Here is a 15,890-nt window from a genome sequence, read left to right on the forward strand (position 1 = left end):
TAAGACAGCGCCTGGGTTTGTCTCGCCCCGCCGCCCATGGCATGGTGGCGAGACGAAAAGCATGCGGGGAGGACGCCATGAAGAGTTTCAAGGTCGCCGATTTCAAGGCGCCGCTGCAGGAGTTCGACGAGGCGACGCCGCAGCCCACGGGCACGCAGGTGCTGATCAAGGTCAAGGCCGCCGGCGTCTGTCACAGCGATCTCCACATCTGGGAAGGCGGTTACGATCTCGGCCACGGACGCAAGCCGCTGTCGCTCAAGGACCGCGGCATCAATCTGCCGCTGACCATGGGCCACGAGACCGTCGGCGAGGTTGTCGCCTTCGGTCCTGACGTGAAGCCGGGCGACCAGGGCGACCTCAAGCTCGGCGACGTCGGCCTGGTCTATCCCTGGATCGGCTGCGGCAAATGCCCCACCTGCCTTGCCGGTGACGAGAACATGTGCCTGACCCCGCGCTCGCTCGGCGTCTATTGCGACGGCGGCTATTCCGATCACATGCTGGTGCCGCATCCGCGCTATCTGCTCAATCTCAGGGGGCTCGACCCGGCGACGACTGCACCTTACGCCTGCTCGGGCGTCACCACCTACAGTGCATTGAAGAAGGTCGAGCAGCACTTCGGCGAGCCGATCGTGATGTTCGGCGCCGGCGGCCTTGGCCTGATGGCGCTGTCGCTGCTCAAGGCGATGGGCGGCAAGGGCGCGATCATGGTCGACATCGATGCGCGAAAGCGCGAGGCCGCCGAGAAGGCCGGCGCGCTCGCGACCGTCGATCCCAAGGCACCGGATGCGCTGGAGCAGCTCGCCAAGAAGGCGGGTGGTCCGATCCGCGCCGTGATCGATTTCGTCGGCAATGCCGCAACGACGCAGCTCGGCTTCGACTGCCTCACCAAGGGCGGCAAGCTCGTCATCGTCGGCCTGTTTGGCGGCGGCGCGACCTGGGCCTTGCCGCTGATCCCGATCAAGGCGGTGACGATCCAGGGCAGCTATGTCGGCAATCTGCGCGAGACGCAGGAATTGCTCGATCTCGTGCGCGCGAAGAAGATACCGCCGATTCCGGTGACAAAGGCGCCGCTCAGCAAGGCCAACGACGCTCTGGTGCAGTTGCAGCAGGGTGCGGTGATCGGGCGCACGGTGCTGACGCCGTAGCAACGATTGTTGGTTTGTCGTCATGGCCGGGCTTGACCTGGCCATCCAAATCTTGCCACGGAGTTGGTATCGAGGCGTGGATGCCCGGGACAAGCCCGGGCATGACGTGGAGAGAGTAGGAAAGAATGTCCGCAAATAACGCCTTCCACATCGCCGTGCTCGCCGGTGACGGCATTGGTCCCGAAGTCATGGCGCCGGCGCTCGACGTGCTGCGCAAGATCGAGGCGAAATCGGACTTGCGTTTCCGCTTCACCGAGGCGCCCGCGGGCGCCAACAATTACCTGGCGACCGGCAAGTCGATGCCTGACAGCACCATCAAGCTCTGCGAGGAGGCCGACGCCATCCTGTTGGGGGCCTGCGGCCTGCCGTCGGTGCGCTACCCCGACAACACGGAGATCGCGCCGCAGATCGAGCTGCGATTCATTTTCGATCTCTACGCCGGCGTGCGGCCGGCGCGGCTCATTCCGGGCGTGCCGAGCCCGATCGTCGGTGCCGACCAGCGCGGCATCGACCTCGTCGTGATCCGCGAATCCACCGAGGGCTTGTTCGCCTCGATGGGCAAGGGCGTCGTCACGGATGAAGACGCGCGCGAGACGCTGGTCATCACGCGCAAGACCTCGGAACGGTTGTTCGAGTTCTCCTTCCGTCTCGCCGAACGGCGCAAGGCGCGCGGCAAGCCGGGGTCGCTTGCCTGCGTCGACAAGGCGAATGTGTTCAAGGCGTTCGCCTTCTTCCGCCGGATCTTTGACGAGACCGCCAAGCGTCATCCTGATGTGAAGATCGATCATCTCTATGTCGATGCCTGCTCGGCGATGCTGGTCAAGCGCCCCTGGGATTTCGACGTGATGGTGATGGAGAACATGTTCGGCGACATCGTCTCCGACATCACCGCGAGCCTGATCGGCGGCCTCGGCATGGCGCCGTCGGCCGACATCGGCGACAAATATGCGGTGTTCCAGCCGTGCCACGGCACCGCCCCCGACATCACGGGACAGGGCAAGGCCAACCCCACCGGCATGATCCTGTCGGCGGCAATGATGCTGGACTGGCTCGCCGACAAGCACGGCGTCGAGAGCGCCGCGGAAGCCTGCGAACAGATCGAGCGCGCGGTCGATCAGGTCTATGCCGGCGGGCTCAAGCCGATGGAGTTCGGCGGCAGCAGCGGCACGGCGGACATCACCAAGGCGGTGCTTGGCGCGCTCTGACGACGCGCACAGAAAAAGGGGCCTCGCGGCCCCTTCGTCACTTACCAGCGGCGCCAGTGGCGATGGCCCCAGCCCCACGGTCGTGGGCCGTAACCGTAGAAGCGGCGCGGACCGCCATAATAGCCATAGGCGCCGTAATAGTTCGGGCGCCACCAACAGCGGCCCCAGGCATTGCAGACCATCCGCACCTGGTCGACATGCGCGGCCGGGCCGCTTGCGACCTGGTCGGCCTGCGGAATGCCGTTCGGCATCGCCGCGAGCGCCTGTCCCGACGCCAGCGCCGCGCTGCCGAGCGCAGCCAGACCAAGAACAGCAAATTTGAGTTTCATCGCAATCTCCTCGTTGGTCGCGGGAGAACTTGCGCCGGATCAATTGGTTGCTACGCAGCGCAGGGCGACGAGGAATTTAATCTTCCTGAACAGGTGTTCACGGCAGCGGCGGCGTCGCCTCCGCGGCGCTCGGTCAAGCAGGCATCCCCATCGCAGGCCGAAATGGTGGATCGTTTCCGGGCGAGGGGGCCGGAGCAACGACTCCAAGGGCGAGCCCGTCATGTGAATAACCCCGTCGCCGCACGGCTCGGGCCACCCCCGGGCCAAATTGTTGAGTGATTTCTACTGTGCATGGGGTTGTTTTCGAGCTTTCTGCTGGCGCGAGAGAACGCCAGGGCTACTTCCCCTGGAATTGCGGCTTGCGCTTTTCCATGAAGGCCTGCCGGCCCTCGCGGAAATCCGCACTGTCCATGCAGGCGGTGCCGATCGCCTTGATCGCGTTCATGTCGCGCGCGCTCTCGTCTTTGAGCACCTCTGCGATGGTGATCTTCGCGGCCTTGATGGCGAGCGGCGCGTTCTGCGAGATCGTGGTGGCGATTCCCATCGTCTCGCCCCAGAGCTGGTCGTCCGGGATCACGCGGTCGACGAGGCCGATGCGCAGCGCCTCGGTGGAATCGATACGCATGCCCGTGTACATCAACAGCCGCGCCCAGGACGGACCGACCAGCGACACCAGATGCTTCAACCCGTCATAGCCATAGGCGATGCCGAGCTTCGCCGCTGGAATGCCGAACTGGCTGTCATGCGCAGCGATACGGATGTCGGCGAGCATCGCGACCTGCATGCCGCCGCCGAGACAGAAGCCCTGGATGCAGGCAATCGTCGGCTTCGGGTAATCGGCGAGCAGTGCGCGCTGGGCGGCGCTGCGCTTGCCGTATTCCTCTGAAGCCGCCGCGTTGTGGCGCGTCTTTTCGAACTGGCTGATATCGGCGCCCGAGACGAATGCCTTGCCGCCGGCGCCGCGCAGGATCACGACGCGCACCAAATCGTCGTCGCGCAAGGCGGTCAGTGCTTCGCCAAATCCCTCCCACATCTCCAGCGACATCGCGTTGCGCTTGTCGGGATTGTTGAAGGTGATCACGCCGACGCCGTCGGTGACCTGCTTGAGGATCTTGCCGTCGGCGTAGGGAGTCTCTTGGGACAGATCAGGCATCGCGCGCTCGCTTGTCGTTTGGCGAGGCGCAATGTGCGACCGGGTGAAGCCCCGGGTCAACCGCGGCGGGGGATGCGGTCTTGCATCCGCCCGTACCGCGATTGCATGCCTGGCGCGCTGTCCTACTGCGCCATATGCGCGGTCAGCGGATGGCTGCCGGCATTGCTGAAGAACGCAGCTTCCTCGGCGGTCGCCTCGAGCAATTGCTCGTCCTGGTTATAGACGTCGTTGCGGAACTGGACGGTCTGGTCCTTGGTCATCCAGGCCGTGAGATAGATCCAGGCCACCGGCACCTTCTTGGCCATGGCGACCTCCTGGTGCTGGCCGGTAGCGATCTCCGCGTCGATCGCGGCGCGGGTCCATTTCGGCTGGTCCTTGAGCAGCCAGGCGGCGAGATCGCGCACATTGTCGACGCGGGAGCAGCCGTGGGAATCGAAGCGGTAATCGTCGCTGAACAGGTTGCGCTGGTTGGTATCGTGCATGTAGACCGAATAGGAATTCGGCATGTCGATCTTCACCGCGCCGAGGGCGTTGAAGCTGCCGTTCTGCTGGCGCACGGTGAAGTTCGGCGTGTGCGTGCCCGACCAGTCGACGGAATGCGGATCGATCGGATTGTCGTGGGCGTCCAGCACCTCCATGTGCATGCGCGACAGATAGGTCGGGTCCTTGCGCATATGCGCGGAGATCTCGGTCTTGGCGATCGAGGAGGGCACGGTCCACGTCGGATTGAGCACGACGCCGGTGATCTGGGCCGTCAGCGTCGGCGAGGGCTTTTCCGTTTTGCCGACGATGACGCGATAACGCCGCACCACGACGTCGTTCTCGACTGCCTCGGCAAAGGCGGCCGGGATGTTGACCACGACATAGCGCGGGCCGAAGCTGAAATTCGTGTTCTCGAGCCGTTCGAGCGAGGCCTCGAGCTGGCGGATGCGCTTCTGCACGGAGACGTTCATGGCGGCGAGCGTGCGCGGCGTCATCATGCCGGTGGGCGCAAGACCGTGGCGGGCCTGGAAGCGCTTCACGCCGTCGGCCAGATCCTGGTCGAACGCGCCGCTCGCCTTGTCGGCGGCAAGGTCACCGGTGAGGATCAGGCGCTTGCGGAGGAGATCGTCATTGGCGCCCTGGACGCCGAGCGCAAACTTGGCGTCCGCGGGGATCGTCGGCCAGCCGCCGCGCACCGCGAGATCCGAATAGCTCAGCGCCGCATCCTTGATCCGCTGGGCGGTGCCCTCGTCATAGGTCGGCTCATGTGTCAGCGCGAGCGCTGCGGCGGAGCGGCTCTCGGCGGTTGAAATAGGGGCAGCGATGGCGGTCTTGGGGGCTGCGGCGTGAGCCGGGTTGGCGGCCGTCGGCACCGCACCGGAAGGGGCGGCAGGTTTGGGACCGGCCTGGCCGGTGGTCTCGGACTGCGCCAATGCGGAGGCGCTGGCCAAGAGGCCCGCTGCGAACAGATTCATGGCAACGATCACGGCATGGCGTTTCGACATCTGTCTGGTTTTCCCCAAATAGGCCCGAACGGGCGCTCGCATTGGCAATTCCCGGCCACCCAAGCTGCGCGTGCCGATTCGCTCAAATCGGCGGGACGCTAGGGTAACAGGGTTACGGTCCTGCTAAGCATGCCGCAGCGATCCCGCGACGCGCCGGCGCCAAGGCTCTCGGTTTGGTCGCAGCAAGGCTGGGCGGGGTTCGCGAAAATCGCGATCGATCGCGCTCGAACGCAGCAAATGGGCAAAGAAAAAGGGGCGGCTTGGCCGCCCCAAGACACAATGGCCGTGCGCATAGGGCGCGCAGGCCAGATCTGATCCCGGCAATTCTGGCTGGCGAAGCCTTGACCAAACATGCGTTGCCCAATCAAGCCTTGCCGAATCAAGCCCCGCCCAATCCAGCCGCGCCCCCGCGACGCGGCGGATTGAACATCGGCCGTGAAGGCCGGACCCTCGACTGGCTCAGTCTTCGTTCGCTGCGATCGATTCCATCAGCGAGACGAGCTGACGCTGCACCGTCTGATCCTTGATCTTGCTGTAAGCGCGCAGCAGGCGGAGGCTGAAAGCCGAGTCCAAGAACAGCAGGCTTTCGACTTCGCGGGCCTTGTTGTCGCCGTCATAGAAGAAGGTCACGGGCACATCGAGGGCGGAGGCGATCTGCTGAAGCCGAGCCGCGCCGACACGATTGACGCCCTTCTCGTATTTCTGGACCTGCTGGAAGCTGACGCCGAGCTTTTCTCCGAGCTCGGCCTGCGAGATCTTCATCTCGACGCGCCGCAGACGGATGCGCTTGCCAAGCTCGATGTCCGGCTTGCCGGCACTGCGCTGCTTCATTCTCTTCGCCGCTGCTTTCATCTTCGTTTTCACCTTTGTTCTTCGGTTGAAAATCCCCCGAAGAGCTGGGTCAGGGGTTCGCCCATATACGAGTCCTTGAATTCATGCGGATGCACGAATTCTTCCTTAAACCACGGGAAGCGAGCCGGATTGAAAGCCTCGATCAGCCAGTCAATCATGTGCCGCACGCGGGGAATCCGGCCGCTACCGGGGTGGTAGGACAACCAGATATCCAGCGGTCGGTTCAACTCGACCTCCAGTGGAATCAACTTCCCGCCAAGCGCAATGGCATAGCTCGGGAAGACGCCGATGCCGGCGCCGTTCGCGACCGCCCAGTAGTTGGCGCTTGAGACGTTGGTCTTCATGACCAGAAGGTCACGTTCCGGAACGCCCGGGAAGAAGCTCTCAAAGGTTTCCTTGGCGGCGATCTGGTCGGCGAATTGCAGCACCAGGCGGTGCTTGATCAACTCGGCAGCCGAGCGCGGCGCGCCATATTTCTCGACATAGCTCTTGGAAGCCCAGAACATCAGGTGCATACGGCCGAGCCGCACCAGCTTGACGTCGAGTGCCGACGGACGCGACAGATGGATGGCGACGTCGGCCTCGTGCCTGCTGACGTCGGCCGAGCGCATCGCGCAGTGCAAATCGACCAGCACGTTCGGATAGGTCTGCTGGAATTCCACCAGCCGCGGGGCGAGCCAGAACGTGCCCAATCCTTCCGTGACCGCGACACGCACCTCGCCGGTGAGGGCATTGGCGGTCGAATCGCTGGTGCGCAAGACGTCGAAGGCGGCGGCCTCCATGCGCTCGACAGCGGAGACCACCAGCGCGCCCTCATCGGTCAGATGGGTGCCGTGGACGTCGCGGGTAAACAGGGTGGTGCCGGTCTGGCGTTCAAAATCATCGATCCGGCGGCGGACAGCGTTGATCGACAGGGACAAGCGTTCAGCCGCCGAGCGGAAACTGCCGCATCGAACGACTTCCAAGAAAATGCGGGCCGCGTCCCAATCGGAGAGGCCGCTGATATTTGTCTTTAGGCGTTCCTCCAGTGGAACGCCCCTTTCCGCCAAGGAGTGCATACAAGTCCCTTCGGGCCGGTAAACTGGCAGAATCTAGCGCAAACCACAACCACGGCGGGTTGGGGAACGGTGAGTTTTGAACGTCATACTTACCGCGGCCGAGGTGGTATTTGAGTGTGCTAAGGGTCGGGAATCGGGCGAGTTTTTGCCTGGAAGAGGGGTACACGTGCGTTCCGTTGCGAGCCCTACCATGGCTGCGGGATTGCAGGGTCCAGGTGGACAGCAAGTTGACGCGCGAGATGTCGCGCGCGCGCCTGGAACGGGTCAAGCGCGAATGGATCACGCGCATTGGTCTCAAGCGCGTTGGTCTCAATCGGATCGGTTCAGGCATTTTGGTTTTGACAGTTCCGGCTTGCGCCGCGGAGCGGTGCCGTCCGGAATTGCGGTTTCGACACAGAAACACATTGAAATCGTCTTCGAGGGCTCAGTCTCCTCGTGCTATCCTTCGCTCTGTTTCGGGGCCGAGGGTATCTTTTCAAGCACGTCTCGCAGCCCGAACTAACGGAAAGAACTCCGGTGTCGTATTCAGACGAACAATTGCAGTCGGTGCTCGAGACGCTCGAGGAGTGCCGCAAGGTTCTCAACGAGAGCAACAACCGTGAATCGGCTGAGCTGCTCTCGATCGTCATCCTCGATGTCAGGATGAAGCTCAAGGGAATCGACAGTGCCGACCTCAAGGCGCTGTGCGACGAAATGCTGCGGAGCGCTGCCGGCGAGCCGCTGCCCCCCTCCAAGCAGACGCAGGACCAGCCCCGGCGTCCGCTGCTCCGCGTGGTGAAGTAGCCGCGCCGCCTGATCTCGCTTTTTGGCGAGCTTTGTGCGCGTCCCGATGCCGCATCTGTGATCACAGGCGGCATCGGGAGGAGCCCTGGTTTGATCGCGCCTCTGTTGCGCATTCCCCGGCATCGGCTACACCAGAGCCGGTTCGGCCCTCGTCATGTGCGCAGTCCCCGCGCGCAGCCCGGGGGCCCGGGATGGCTCCGACTGCATCATGCAAAATGTTTCGATTACGGCGGCGCTGATTGCCGGCCTCGTCAGCTTCCTCTCGCCCTGCGTTCTGCCGCTGGTTCCCCCCTATCTGATCTATCTCACGGGCGCCACGATCGAGCATGTCGAGAGCGACGAGCCCGACACGGCCTCCAAGCGCGCGATCACGATGGCGGCGCTGCTGTTCGTGCTCGGCTTCTCCACGGTGTTTGTGGCGCTCGGCGCCAGCGCCTCGCTGGTCGGCTCCCTGATCCGCGCCTGGTCGGCTGAGCTGTCGATCCTGGCCGGCATCGTCATCATCATCATGGGCCTGCACTTCCTTGGTCTGACGCGGATCGGCCTGTTGATGCGCGAGGGGCGCCTGACAGCGCCAAAACCTGTCGGCCTCTGGGGCGCCTATGTGATGGGGCTGGCATTCGCGTTCGGCTGGACACCCTGCATCGGCCCGATCCTGGCGGCGATCCTCTCGATCGCCGCGGCTGAGGCAACGGTGACGAAAGGCGCGGGGCTGCTCGCGGTCTATTCCGCGGGCCTTGGCATTCCCTTCCTGATCGCGGCCCTGATGATCGAGCAGTTCACAAGACTTTTCGCACGCATGAAGGGCCACCTCGTCAATGTCGAGCGCGCCATGGGCGTTCTGATGGTGATCACCGGCATCGGCTTCCTCACGGGCGCGGTCTCCAATGTCAGCATCTGGTTGCTGGAGACCTTCCCGGCCTTGCAGACCATCGGCTAAACTTACGCTCGCACGGCCTATAGCGCGCAGGCTGCCATGAAGTCCGGCCCCAGGGGGGGTCCCGGGCTGTCGTGATCGCCAAGGCAGCCAGGCCGACGAGCCCACGTCCTCGGTTCACCGCGGGTCATCCAGCGCGCAAATCACCGTGCAGACAACGCCGCGCGGCAGAAAGTCCACCGTCGCCTCACCGCCAAGCTGATCACGTGCGCTGCGCTCGATCAGGCGCGAGCCGAAGCCGCGCTGCACGGGCGCTGTCACCAATGGGCCGCCGATCTCGGTCCAGACCAGTCGCAGCCGCGGCTTCGGTGCGTCGGCAATCACGTCCCATTCGAGCGTGACGCGCCCGGTCTCGTTGGACAGCGCACCGTATTTCGCGGCGTTGGTTGCGATCTCGTGCACGATCATCGACAGCACGACCGCGAGCCGTGGCGACAGCGGCACGGCAGGGCCGGCCATCCGGATGCGATCGGGACTTGTCAGCAGGAACGGCTGCAGCGCACGCGCGATCACGTCCCTCAGCTCCGAGCCGGCCCATTTCTCCTGGCTGAGGAGATTGTGCGCTTCGGCAAGCGCGCCGAGACGCCCCTCGAACTTGGTCCGCTCGTCGCGGCTGGCGCTGCGGAAGGTTTGCACCGCGATCGCCTGCATCAAGGCCAGCGTGTTTTTGACGCGGTGGTTGAGCTCCTCGATCAAAAGATTATGCAGCATTTCACCGCGCGCGATCGTGGTGGCCATCCTGACCGCGAAGGTGAGGCCGATCAGCAGCAGCACGCCGCCGATCAGGCTGGTGATCGCGATGTTGCCCCAAAGCGGAGCGATCAGCGAGCTTTCCGGAACGCCGGCAGCGACCGTCCAGCCGGTCAGATGCGATCGCGTATAGGCGGATGCAAGTGGAATGCCGTCGAGTGAGACCGATGAGAGCGTAGCCTCGCTGCTGCGAAACATCTCGGTGTAGAGCGAGGGTGACGCGCGCTTGCCAAAGGTCTCACTCGGATTTGGCACGCGGGCGAACACGGTGCCCGTGGTGTCGAGCAATGAGACCGTCCATTCCGGGTCGGGTCGCTGCTTCTCGACGAGGCTCTGGAAGATACCGATCGGCGGGCTGAAGCAGAGGTCGTAGATCACTTCGCCGTCGCGGATCACGGGAACCTCGACGGTGAGAACCTGCCGACGGTTGTAGATGCCGTTGAACAGGTCGGAATATTGCGGCGCCTTGGTCGCGAACAATTTCTCAACAATCGCCATATTGCCGCGTGGCGGCAGGCTCGCCGCATCTTCCGTCGCGGACGAAAACAGAATGCGTCCCTTGCGGTCGGAGACGAGCACCAGGCCGCCCTTGCCATATTGATCGAGGAAGCCGAGCGCGATGCGGCGAAAACCGACGAAGTCGTCGTTGCGCAGCGAATTCGTCAGCGCCAGCACCTGCAGGCCGCCGGTCATCCGCTGCACCTCGGAGTCCAGCACCAGGCGCATGCTGCGCACGTTCTCAAGCACGCGGCGGGTCGCGTCGCTGCGGTCCTGCTTGTAATTGTAGAATGCGATGCCGACCGCGAAGACGATCAGCGGTAACATCGTTCCCGTGACCAGGAGAGCGAGCCGGACCGGCAGGGAGAGCTTTGACAAACGCTGGCGTCCCGATTCCAGCGCATTTGCGCCGGATTATGATTTTGCAGGGAACCATACGGGCAGGATTTGCGCGGCGCCACGATTTTCGTAATCGGCGAGCGGGCCAAGCGGGACTTTTTGCAGCGCAGTCACAGACGCTTCAGCTCATGCTGATTGCGGTGAGCAGCAGGCACACCGCGTACACGGCGGCCAGGCTGAGCCCGGCAATCCGGGCTTCTCGATTCGGTGTCATGTGATCAACTCCTGGGGCGGCCACCGCTCGCGGCGGCCGCCCGTTCATGACGCCTTAGTCGATTTCCTGCACGACCGTCCGTGTGCCGGGATCGACCAGCATCACGCGCTCGCCGGAGTAGACGTAGCGATAGTGCGTAAGCGACGGACCCCAATCGGCCGGAACCGCCTCGAGTTCGACATCCGTCGGAACCGTCGCGCCCACGACGATCTTCTCCTTTGTCGTCACCGGCCGCAGGTGATGCTCGGTCACGTATGTTTTGATCCGCGTCCGGTATTGCGGTTCGATCTGGATCGCCGCGGCATGACCGGTTCCGGTCGTTGTCACCACGGTCGATTGCGCGAACGCGCCGGTCGAGATCATCGCCGCCGCGGAAAGCAGGAATAGCTTCTTCATGTGGTCCTCCTCGTGAATAAGCGCCGCACCAACATCTCACCGCGGATGACGTTCCCAACCGACAGGAACTAATTGCCACTTTGTCCCGTTTGCGAGTCGACCGGGCGCGGAGCGTCCGGCAATTGGAGGAGGAGAGAATGAAGCTGAGGATTGCGGCCGCGGCGCTGATGGTTGCTGCGTTTTCGTTGCCGGCCTTCGCGGCCGACGAGTTCTACGTCGTGCAGGACGTCAAGACCAAGAAGTGCACGGTCGTCGACAAGAAGCCGACGGAGTCGAGCATGACTGTCGTCAGCCCCTCGGGCACGATCTACAAATCGCGCACCGAGGCCGAGAGCGGCATGAAGACCGTCAAGGTCTGCACGTCAAACTGAGGAGGATGCAAATGCCAGTCTTGATTCTGTGGGCCGTGCCGGCAGTGCTGGTGGTCGGCGGTGGCATTTATCTGATCGGCCACTTCCACTAAGCAGCAAAAACCAGTCGGGCTCCGCGATCGCTCGCGGAGCCCGACGCAACAAGAGTCGTGAACGTCAGAGATTGCTCTCGGTGATCGCGGCGTAGACCATGCTGCGCAGCTCGCGCCGGAGCGGGTAGGCGCTCGATGGCAGCACCTGCGTCATGAAGATGGTGATGAGTTCCTCGGCGGGATCGATCCAGAACGAGGTCGTGGCCGCGCCGCCCCAATTATATTCGCCGGGGCTGCCGGCGATCAGCGTTTCGGCGGGACGCATCGTCACGGCAAAGCCGAGACCGAAGCCGATGCCGTTGTAGGTCGCCTCGGAGAACAGCGACCGCGACACGTCCGGCAGCGCCTGTCCGCCCGGAATGTGGTTGGTCGTCATCAGCGCCAGCGTCTTGGGCCCGATCAGGCGGACGCCGCCAAGTTCGCCACCGTTGAGCAGCGCACGGCAGAAGGTGAGATAGTCGGCCATGGTCGAGCAGAGCCCGCCGCCGCCGGAAATGAGGGAGGGCGGCGTCAGAAACGAGCTTTTGGCCGGATCGTCCTGGAGCGTCAGGCCCTCGCGGCGCTGGCCGGCATGCATGGTGAATCCACCGCCGGGATCGGCGTTGTAGCAGGCGGCCAAGCGATGCGCCTTCGAGGCCGGGACGTAGAAATCGGTGTCGGTCATGCCGAGCGGATCGAGGATACGCGCTTTCAGGAACTGCTCGAGGGGCATTCCCGAGATCTTGCCGATGAGATAGCCGAGCACGTCGGTCGCAACTGAGTAGTTCCAGGACTCGCCCGGCGAGAATTCCAGCGGGATCTTTGCCAGGCTCTGGATCATGCCGTCCAGCGTGCCTGATTTCTCGACCTCGCCGATCTTCTCGGCGCGATAGGCGGCATCGACGTTGGAGCGCTGCTGGAAGCCGTAGGTCAGCCCCGACGTATGTCGAAGCAGGTCGACGATCAGCATCGGCCGGGACGGCGGCCGGGTCAGGAAGTTGGGGTGGCTGCCGGCGACGAAGACGCCGAGATTCTTCCATTCCGGAATGTACTTTGCGACGGGCTCGTCGATCGCGACCAGACCCTCTTCGACCAGCATCATGAAGGCGACGCTGGTGAGCGGCTTGGTCATGGAATAGATGCGGTAGATGGTGTCATCCTTGATCGGCGCCTTCCGCTCGACATCGGCGAAGCCCTGCACCGAGTTGTGGGCGATCTTGCCGCGGCGATAGACCAGCAGATGCGTGCCCGGGAAGCGGCCGGCATCGATGTACCTGACCTTCAGATGGGCATCGACGCGGTCGAGCGCGGCCTTGGACATGCCTACGGATTCGGGCGAGGCGGGGGTGGGGGCAAGCATCAGTTCCTCCGGCAGGTTTGTCCTGCGTTGATAGCCGAAATGACAGCCTTATTCCAAGCGGGTCGCGCTTAACGTGCGGCCGCCTGATGGTGTAGGCTCCGGTCTGGAACGCCTCCAATCAGCCCGGCCGGGCCAACGAGAAAATCCAGGGCAAACGCACCATGACCCAGTTCAACGAGACCGAACTCACCGAGGCCGTCGTCAAGAGCTTCGACAACACGCCGAATCCACGTGCGAAATTCCTGCTCCAGGAATTGGTGAAGTCGCTGCACGATTACGTGAGCAAGACCGGTCTGACCTTCGAGGAATGGGAATACGCGATCGAATTCCTGACCCGGACCGGCCAGAAATGCACCGATACCCGGCAGGAGTTCATCCTGCTGTCGGATGTACTCGGCGTCTCCATGCTGGTCGACGCGGTCAACCATCGCGACCGGGATGGTGCGACCCAGACCACGGTGCTCGGCCCGTTCTATGTCGGCGAGCACAAGGTCACCGCCCATGGCACCGATATCTCGCCGAACAATCTCACCGGGGAGCGGATGTTCGTGCAGAGCCGCGTCACCGATCTCCACGGCAAGCCGCTCGCGAACGTGCCCGTCGACGTCTGGCATGCCGACGATGACGGCTTCTATGATTCCCAGAAAGCAAACTATGACGAGGTCGGTGCCTCCGCGCGGGCGCGCTTCATCACCGACGGCGACGGCCGCTTCTTCTTCCGCACGATTTTGCCCTGCAGCTACCCGATTCCGACCGATGGGCCGGTCGGCGAGATGATCGTGCAGACCAAGCGTCATCCGATGCGCCCGGCACATGTGCACTTCCTCGTCAATGCCAAGGGCTATGAGCCGTTGATCACCCACGTCTTCATGGACGGCGACAAATATCTCGATTCCGACGTGGTCTTCGGGGTCAAGGACGACCTGGTCGCCAAGGTCGAGCCGCGCAATGATCCGACAATGCCCGACGGCACCAAGGCGAGCGGGCAGTGGCACTTGATGACCTATGAATTCCATCTCAAGCCGGGCGGCGGCATCGCGCCGAAGCCGCTGGGGACGAAAGCGGCGGAGCCGGCCTGAGCGCGGCTGGTCTTTCTTAGCGCGCGTGCAGCAGCGCGAGCAGGGCCACGACAACGCAGGCCAGCGTGACCGTCGTCAGCTTCCAGAACAGCAGCGGGTTACGCTCAATCAACGGCGTGGTGCGCGTGTTGAGATAGGCCGGATTGGGGTTGCGGAGCTCGTAGGTGAACTCGAACAGGTCCTCGTGGCGCTTGTTGGGGTCGGGATGTAGCGCTTTCCGCAACGCGCCATCGATCCAGATGGGCACCGCACGGTCATCGTGGCTGGCCGGACTATATCTCAGCTTCCATGCGTCCGATCGTCCCCTGATACGGGCGAGCTGGGCACCATAGGGCAGGTTTCCGGTCAGCATCTGGTAGCAGATGCTCGCGAGCGAAAACATGTCCGACCGCGGCGAGCCGCCCTCGCCGAGGAAATATTCCGGCGCTGTGTACTGGACCGTGCCGAGGATCTCCGCATCAGCCGGATTGGGCCCCGCCTCGGCGACGCCGGCGACCTTGACCGCGCCGAAGTCGATGATCTTCGCCGTGCCTGTCTTGTCGATCAGGATGTTGTCTGGTCGCAGGTCCTGATGCAGCATCTCCATGCGGTGGAAGGCGCGCAAGCCAGCTGCGACCTGGTCGACGATGCCGCGCACCGTTTCGAGATCGGGGCGTGGATTGTCCAGCATCCATTGCCTCAGCGTTTGTCCCTCGATGAATTCGGTGGCGACATAGAGATAGTTGCGTCGTTTGGCCCGCGTGCGCGGCTTCAGCACGTGCGGGCTGTCGATCCGGCGCGCGATCCATTCCTCCATCAGGAAACGCTTCAGATAGGCGGGATCGTCGCGCAGGTCGATCGAGGGAATCTTCAGCGCGACCATTTCCTCGGTCTCGGTATCGACGGCGAGGTAGATGTGGCTCCGGCTAGAGGCATGCACTTCGCGGACGATGCGATAACCGTCGAACAATGCGCGCGGCTCCAGCAGGGGCGGCAACGGCAGTTCGGCCGTGCCACCGAAAATATCGGCCGAGCCTGTTTGCGGCACCTCGTCGATGCGCAGGATCTGCACGGTGATGTTGTCGTCGCTGCCGCGCCGAAAGGCCTCCTCGGCGATGGCCCTTGCCGCAGCGTCGAGATCGTCCGTATGCGTTTCGAGCGTGGCCGTGACGAAGCGTTGATCGACGAACTCGTAGGCGCCGTCGGTTGTCAGCAGGAAGATGTCGCCTGGCCCGACCTGAAGCGCCTGATAGTCGATCTCGATCTGGGAATTGATCCCGAGCGCGCGGCCGAGATAGGTCTGCTCGGACGAGACGATGATCCGGTGGTCCTCGGTGAGCTGCTCGAGGGCCTTGCCGGCGACGCGGTAGACCCGGCAATCGCCGATGTGGAAGATATGAGCTGTCGTGGATTTCACGACCATGGCCGTGAAGGTGCAGACGTAGCCCTTGTCGCGATCGTAAGCGTACTGGCTACGCCGCGTTTCCGCGTGCAGCCACGAATTGGTCGCTTCCAGAACGCGCCGCGCCGAAGTCTTCACCGTCCAGGATTCGGAGGTGCAATAATAGTCGGTCAGGAAGCTCTTGACCGCCGACTCGCTCGCGACCTGGCTCACCGCGCTGCTCGATATGCCGTCGGCCAGCACGGCGGCGACGCCCTTCAAGCTCAGCAGCGGCTCGGTCGGGATCAGCGCGCCGTGAAAGTCCTGGTTGACCGGCTTGCGCCCCTTGTCGGAGTGCTGCCCGATCGAAATCTGCAAGCCGCGGCCCATCCTCGCCACCAATGCAAAGGGAGCCTCACCCTAGCAGGCAAGGCCCCCTTGTC

Annotated in this window: 15 protein-coding genes; 6 read left to right on the forward strand and 9 right to left on the reverse strand. The window is 63.6% G+C overall.

From position 1 onward, the window contains the following. Window positions 1-77: 77 nt before the first annotated feature. A complete protein-coding gene (locus JQ621_RS22250) occupies window positions 78-1,145 on the forward strand; it encodes an alcohol dehydrogenase (protein WP_212236814.1) in 1,068 nt (355 codons plus the stop codon). 125 nt (window positions 1,146-1,270) lie between these two features. Then, the gene (locus tag JQ621_RS22255) at window positions 1,271-2,350 is read left to right on the forward strand and encodes an isocitrate/isopropylmalate dehydrogenase family protein (protein WP_212236815.1); all 1,080 of its coding nucleotides are present in this window, start codon (window positions 1,271-1,273) and stop codon (window positions 2,348-2,350) included. A gap of 41 nt (window positions 2,351-2,391) precedes the next feature. Here JQ621_RS22255 and JQ621_RS22260 read toward each other — a convergent pair whose 3' ends face one another. The 5 genes from JQ621_RS22260 to JQ621_RS22280 all read right to left on the reverse strand — a co-directional run bounded on the left by JQ621_RS22260 (window position 2,392) and on the right by JQ621_RS22280 (window position 7,229). Next, on the reverse strand, window positions 2,392-2,679 hold the full coding sequence (locus JQ621_RS22260) for a hypothetical protein (RefSeq protein WP_212236816.1): 288 nt from the start codon (window positions 2,677-2,679) through the stop codon (window positions 2,392-2,394). A 337-nt stretch (window positions 2,680-3,016) separates the two neighbouring features. Then, complete coding sequence (locus JQ621_RS22265; protein WP_212236817.1) at window positions 3,017-3,832, reverse strand: enoyl-CoA hydratase; 816 nt, start codon at window positions 3,830-3,832, stop codon at window positions 3,017-3,019. A gap of 122 nt (window positions 3,833-3,954) precedes the next feature. Then, window positions 3,955-5,319: a L,D-transpeptidase family protein gene (locus JQ621_RS22270; RefSeq protein WP_212236818.1), complete on the reverse strand. Its 1,365-nt coding sequence runs from the start codon at window positions 5,317-5,319 to the stop codon at window positions 3,955-3,957. 459 nt (window positions 5,320-5,778) lie between these two features. Then, window positions 5,779-6,150, reverse strand: a complete 372-nt coding sequence (locus tag JQ621_RS22275; RefSeq protein WP_164938811.1) for a helix-turn-helix domain-containing protein — start codon at window positions 6,148-6,150, stop codon at window positions 5,779-5,781. A gap of 29 nt (window positions 6,151-6,179) precedes the next feature. After that, complete coding sequence (locus JQ621_RS22280; RefSeq protein WP_212236819.1) at window positions 6,180-7,229, reverse strand: LysR family transcriptional regulator; 1,050 nt, start codon at window positions 7,227-7,229, stop codon at window positions 6,180-6,182. Window positions 7,230-7,745: 516 nt separating this feature from the next. On the opposite strand from JQ621_RS22280, the gene JQ621_RS22285 reads away from it, so the two are divergent. Continuing rightward, a complete protein-coding gene (locus tag JQ621_RS22285; protein WP_212236820.1) occupies window positions 7,746-8,012 on the forward strand; it encodes a hypothetical protein in 267 nt (88 codons plus the stop codon). Window positions 8,013-8,220: 208 nt separating this feature from the next. Next, a complete protein-coding gene (locus tag JQ621_RS22290) occupies window positions 8,221-8,952 on the forward strand; it encodes a cytochrome c biogenesis CcdA family protein (RefSeq protein ID WP_212236821.1) in 732 nt (243 codons plus the stop codon). 114 nt (window positions 8,953-9,066) lie between these two features. Here JQ621_RS22290 and JQ621_RS22295 read toward each other — a convergent pair whose 3' ends face one another. Beyond that, window positions 9,067-10,524: a sensor histidine kinase gene (locus tag JQ621_RS22295; protein WP_212236867.1), complete on the reverse strand. Its 1,458-nt coding sequence runs from the start codon at window positions 10,522-10,524 to the stop codon at window positions 9,067-9,069. A gap of 340 nt (window positions 10,525-10,864) precedes the next feature. Beyond that, on the reverse strand, window positions 10,865-11,206 hold the full coding sequence (locus JQ621_RS22300) for a DUF1236 domain-containing protein (protein ID WP_212236822.1): 342 nt from the start codon (window positions 11,204-11,206) through the stop codon (window positions 10,865-10,867). A gap of 137 nt (window positions 11,207-11,343) precedes the next feature. Here JQ621_RS22300 and JQ621_RS22305 point away from each other — a divergent pair, with 137 nt between their 5' ends. Further along, window positions 11,344-11,577, forward strand: a complete 234-nt coding sequence (locus JQ621_RS22305; protein WP_212236823.1) for a hypothetical protein — start codon at window positions 11,344-11,346, stop codon at window positions 11,575-11,577. 156 nt (window positions 11,578-11,733) lie between these two features. On the opposite strand, the gene JQ621_RS22310 is transcribed toward JQ621_RS22305, so the two are convergent. Further along, window positions 11,734-13,008 carry a serine hydrolase domain-containing protein gene (locus tag JQ621_RS22310; protein ID WP_212236824.1) on the reverse strand — a complete coding sequence of 425 codons (1,275 nt, stop codon included), beginning with the start codon at window positions 13,006-13,008 and terminating at the stop codon, window positions 11,734-11,736. A 161-nt stretch (window positions 13,009-13,169) separates the two neighbouring features. Here JQ621_RS22310 and JQ621_RS22315 point away from each other — a divergent pair, with 161 nt between their 5' ends. Beyond that, window positions 13,170-14,087, forward strand: a complete 918-nt coding sequence (locus tag JQ621_RS22315; RefSeq protein ID WP_212236825.1) for an intradiol ring-cleavage dioxygenase — start codon at window positions 13,170-13,172, stop codon at window positions 14,085-14,087. 16 nt (window positions 14,088-14,103) lie between these two features. Here JQ621_RS22315 and JQ621_RS22320 read toward each other — a convergent pair whose 3' ends face one another. Further along, window positions 14,104-15,837, reverse strand: a complete 1,734-nt coding sequence (locus JQ621_RS22320) for a bifunctional protein-serine/threonine kinase/phosphatase (RefSeq protein WP_212236826.1) — start codon at window positions 15,835-15,837, stop codon at window positions 14,104-14,106. Between the last annotated feature and the right edge of the window lie 53 nt (window positions 15,838-15,890).

Origin of the sequence: Bradyrhizobium manausense (genome assembly GCF_018129685.1) — a bacterium.
Taxonomy (GTDB): domain Bacteria; phylum Pseudomonadota; class Alphaproteobacteria; order Rhizobiales; family Xanthobacteraceae; genus Bradyrhizobium; species Bradyrhizobium manausense_D.

Excerpts from the sequence above, each read along its gene's own strand:
- JQ621_RS22280 (WP_212236819.1), bottom strand. The coding sequence starts at position 7,229 with ATGCACTCCTTGGCGGAAAGGGGCGTTCCACTGGAGGAACGCCTAAAG.
- JQ621_RS22250 (WP_212236814.1), top strand. The coding sequence starts at position 78 with ATGAAGAGTTTCAAGGTCGCCGATTTCAAGGCGCCGCTGCAGGAGTTC.
- JQ621_RS22255 (WP_212236815.1), top strand. The coding sequence starts at position 1,271 with ATGTCCGCAAATAACGCCTTCCACATCGCCGTGCTCGCCGGTGACGGC.
- JQ621_RS22260 (WP_212236816.1), bottom strand. The coding sequence starts at position 2,679 with ATGAAACTCAAATTTGCTGTTCTTGGTCTGGCTGCGCTCGGCAGCGCG.
- JQ621_RS22265 (WP_212236817.1), bottom strand. The coding sequence starts at position 3,832 with ATGCCTGATCTGTCCCAAGAGACTCCCTACGCCGACGGCAAGATCCTC.
- JQ621_RS22305 (WP_212236823.1), top strand. The coding sequence starts at position 11,344 with ATGAAGCTGAGGATTGCGGCCGCGGCGCTGATGGTTGCTGCGTTTTCG.
- JQ621_RS22295 (WP_212236867.1), bottom strand. The coding sequence starts at position 10,524 with ATGTTACCGCTGATCGTCTTCGCGGTCGGCATCGCATTCTACAATTAC.
- JQ621_RS22300 (WP_212236822.1), bottom strand. The coding sequence starts at position 11,206 with ATGAAGAAGCTATTCCTGCTTTCCGCGGCGGCGATGATCTCGACCGGC.
- JQ621_RS22275 (WP_164938811.1), bottom strand. The coding sequence starts at position 6,150 with ATGAAGCAGCGCAGTGCCGGCAAGCCGGACATCGAGCTTGGCAAGCGC.
- JQ621_RS22315 (WP_212236825.1), top strand. The coding sequence starts at position 13,170 with ATGACCCAGTTCAACGAGACCGAACTCACCGAGGCCGTCGTCAAGAGC.
- JQ621_RS22270 (WP_212236818.1), bottom strand. The coding sequence starts at position 5,319 with ATGTCGAAACGCCATGCCGTGATCGTTGCCATGAATCTGTTCGCAGCG.
- JQ621_RS22320 (WP_212236826.1), bottom strand. The coding sequence starts at position 15,837 with ATGGGCCGCGGCTTGCAGATTTCGATCGGGCAGCACTCCGACAAGGGG.
- JQ621_RS22310 (WP_212236824.1), bottom strand. The coding sequence starts at position 13,008 with ATGCTTGCCCCCACCCCCGCCTCGCCCGAATCCGTAGGCATGTCCAAG.
- JQ621_RS22290 (WP_212236821.1), top strand. The coding sequence starts at position 8,221 with ATGCAAAATGTTTCGATTACGGCGGCGCTGATTGCCGGCCTCGTCAGC.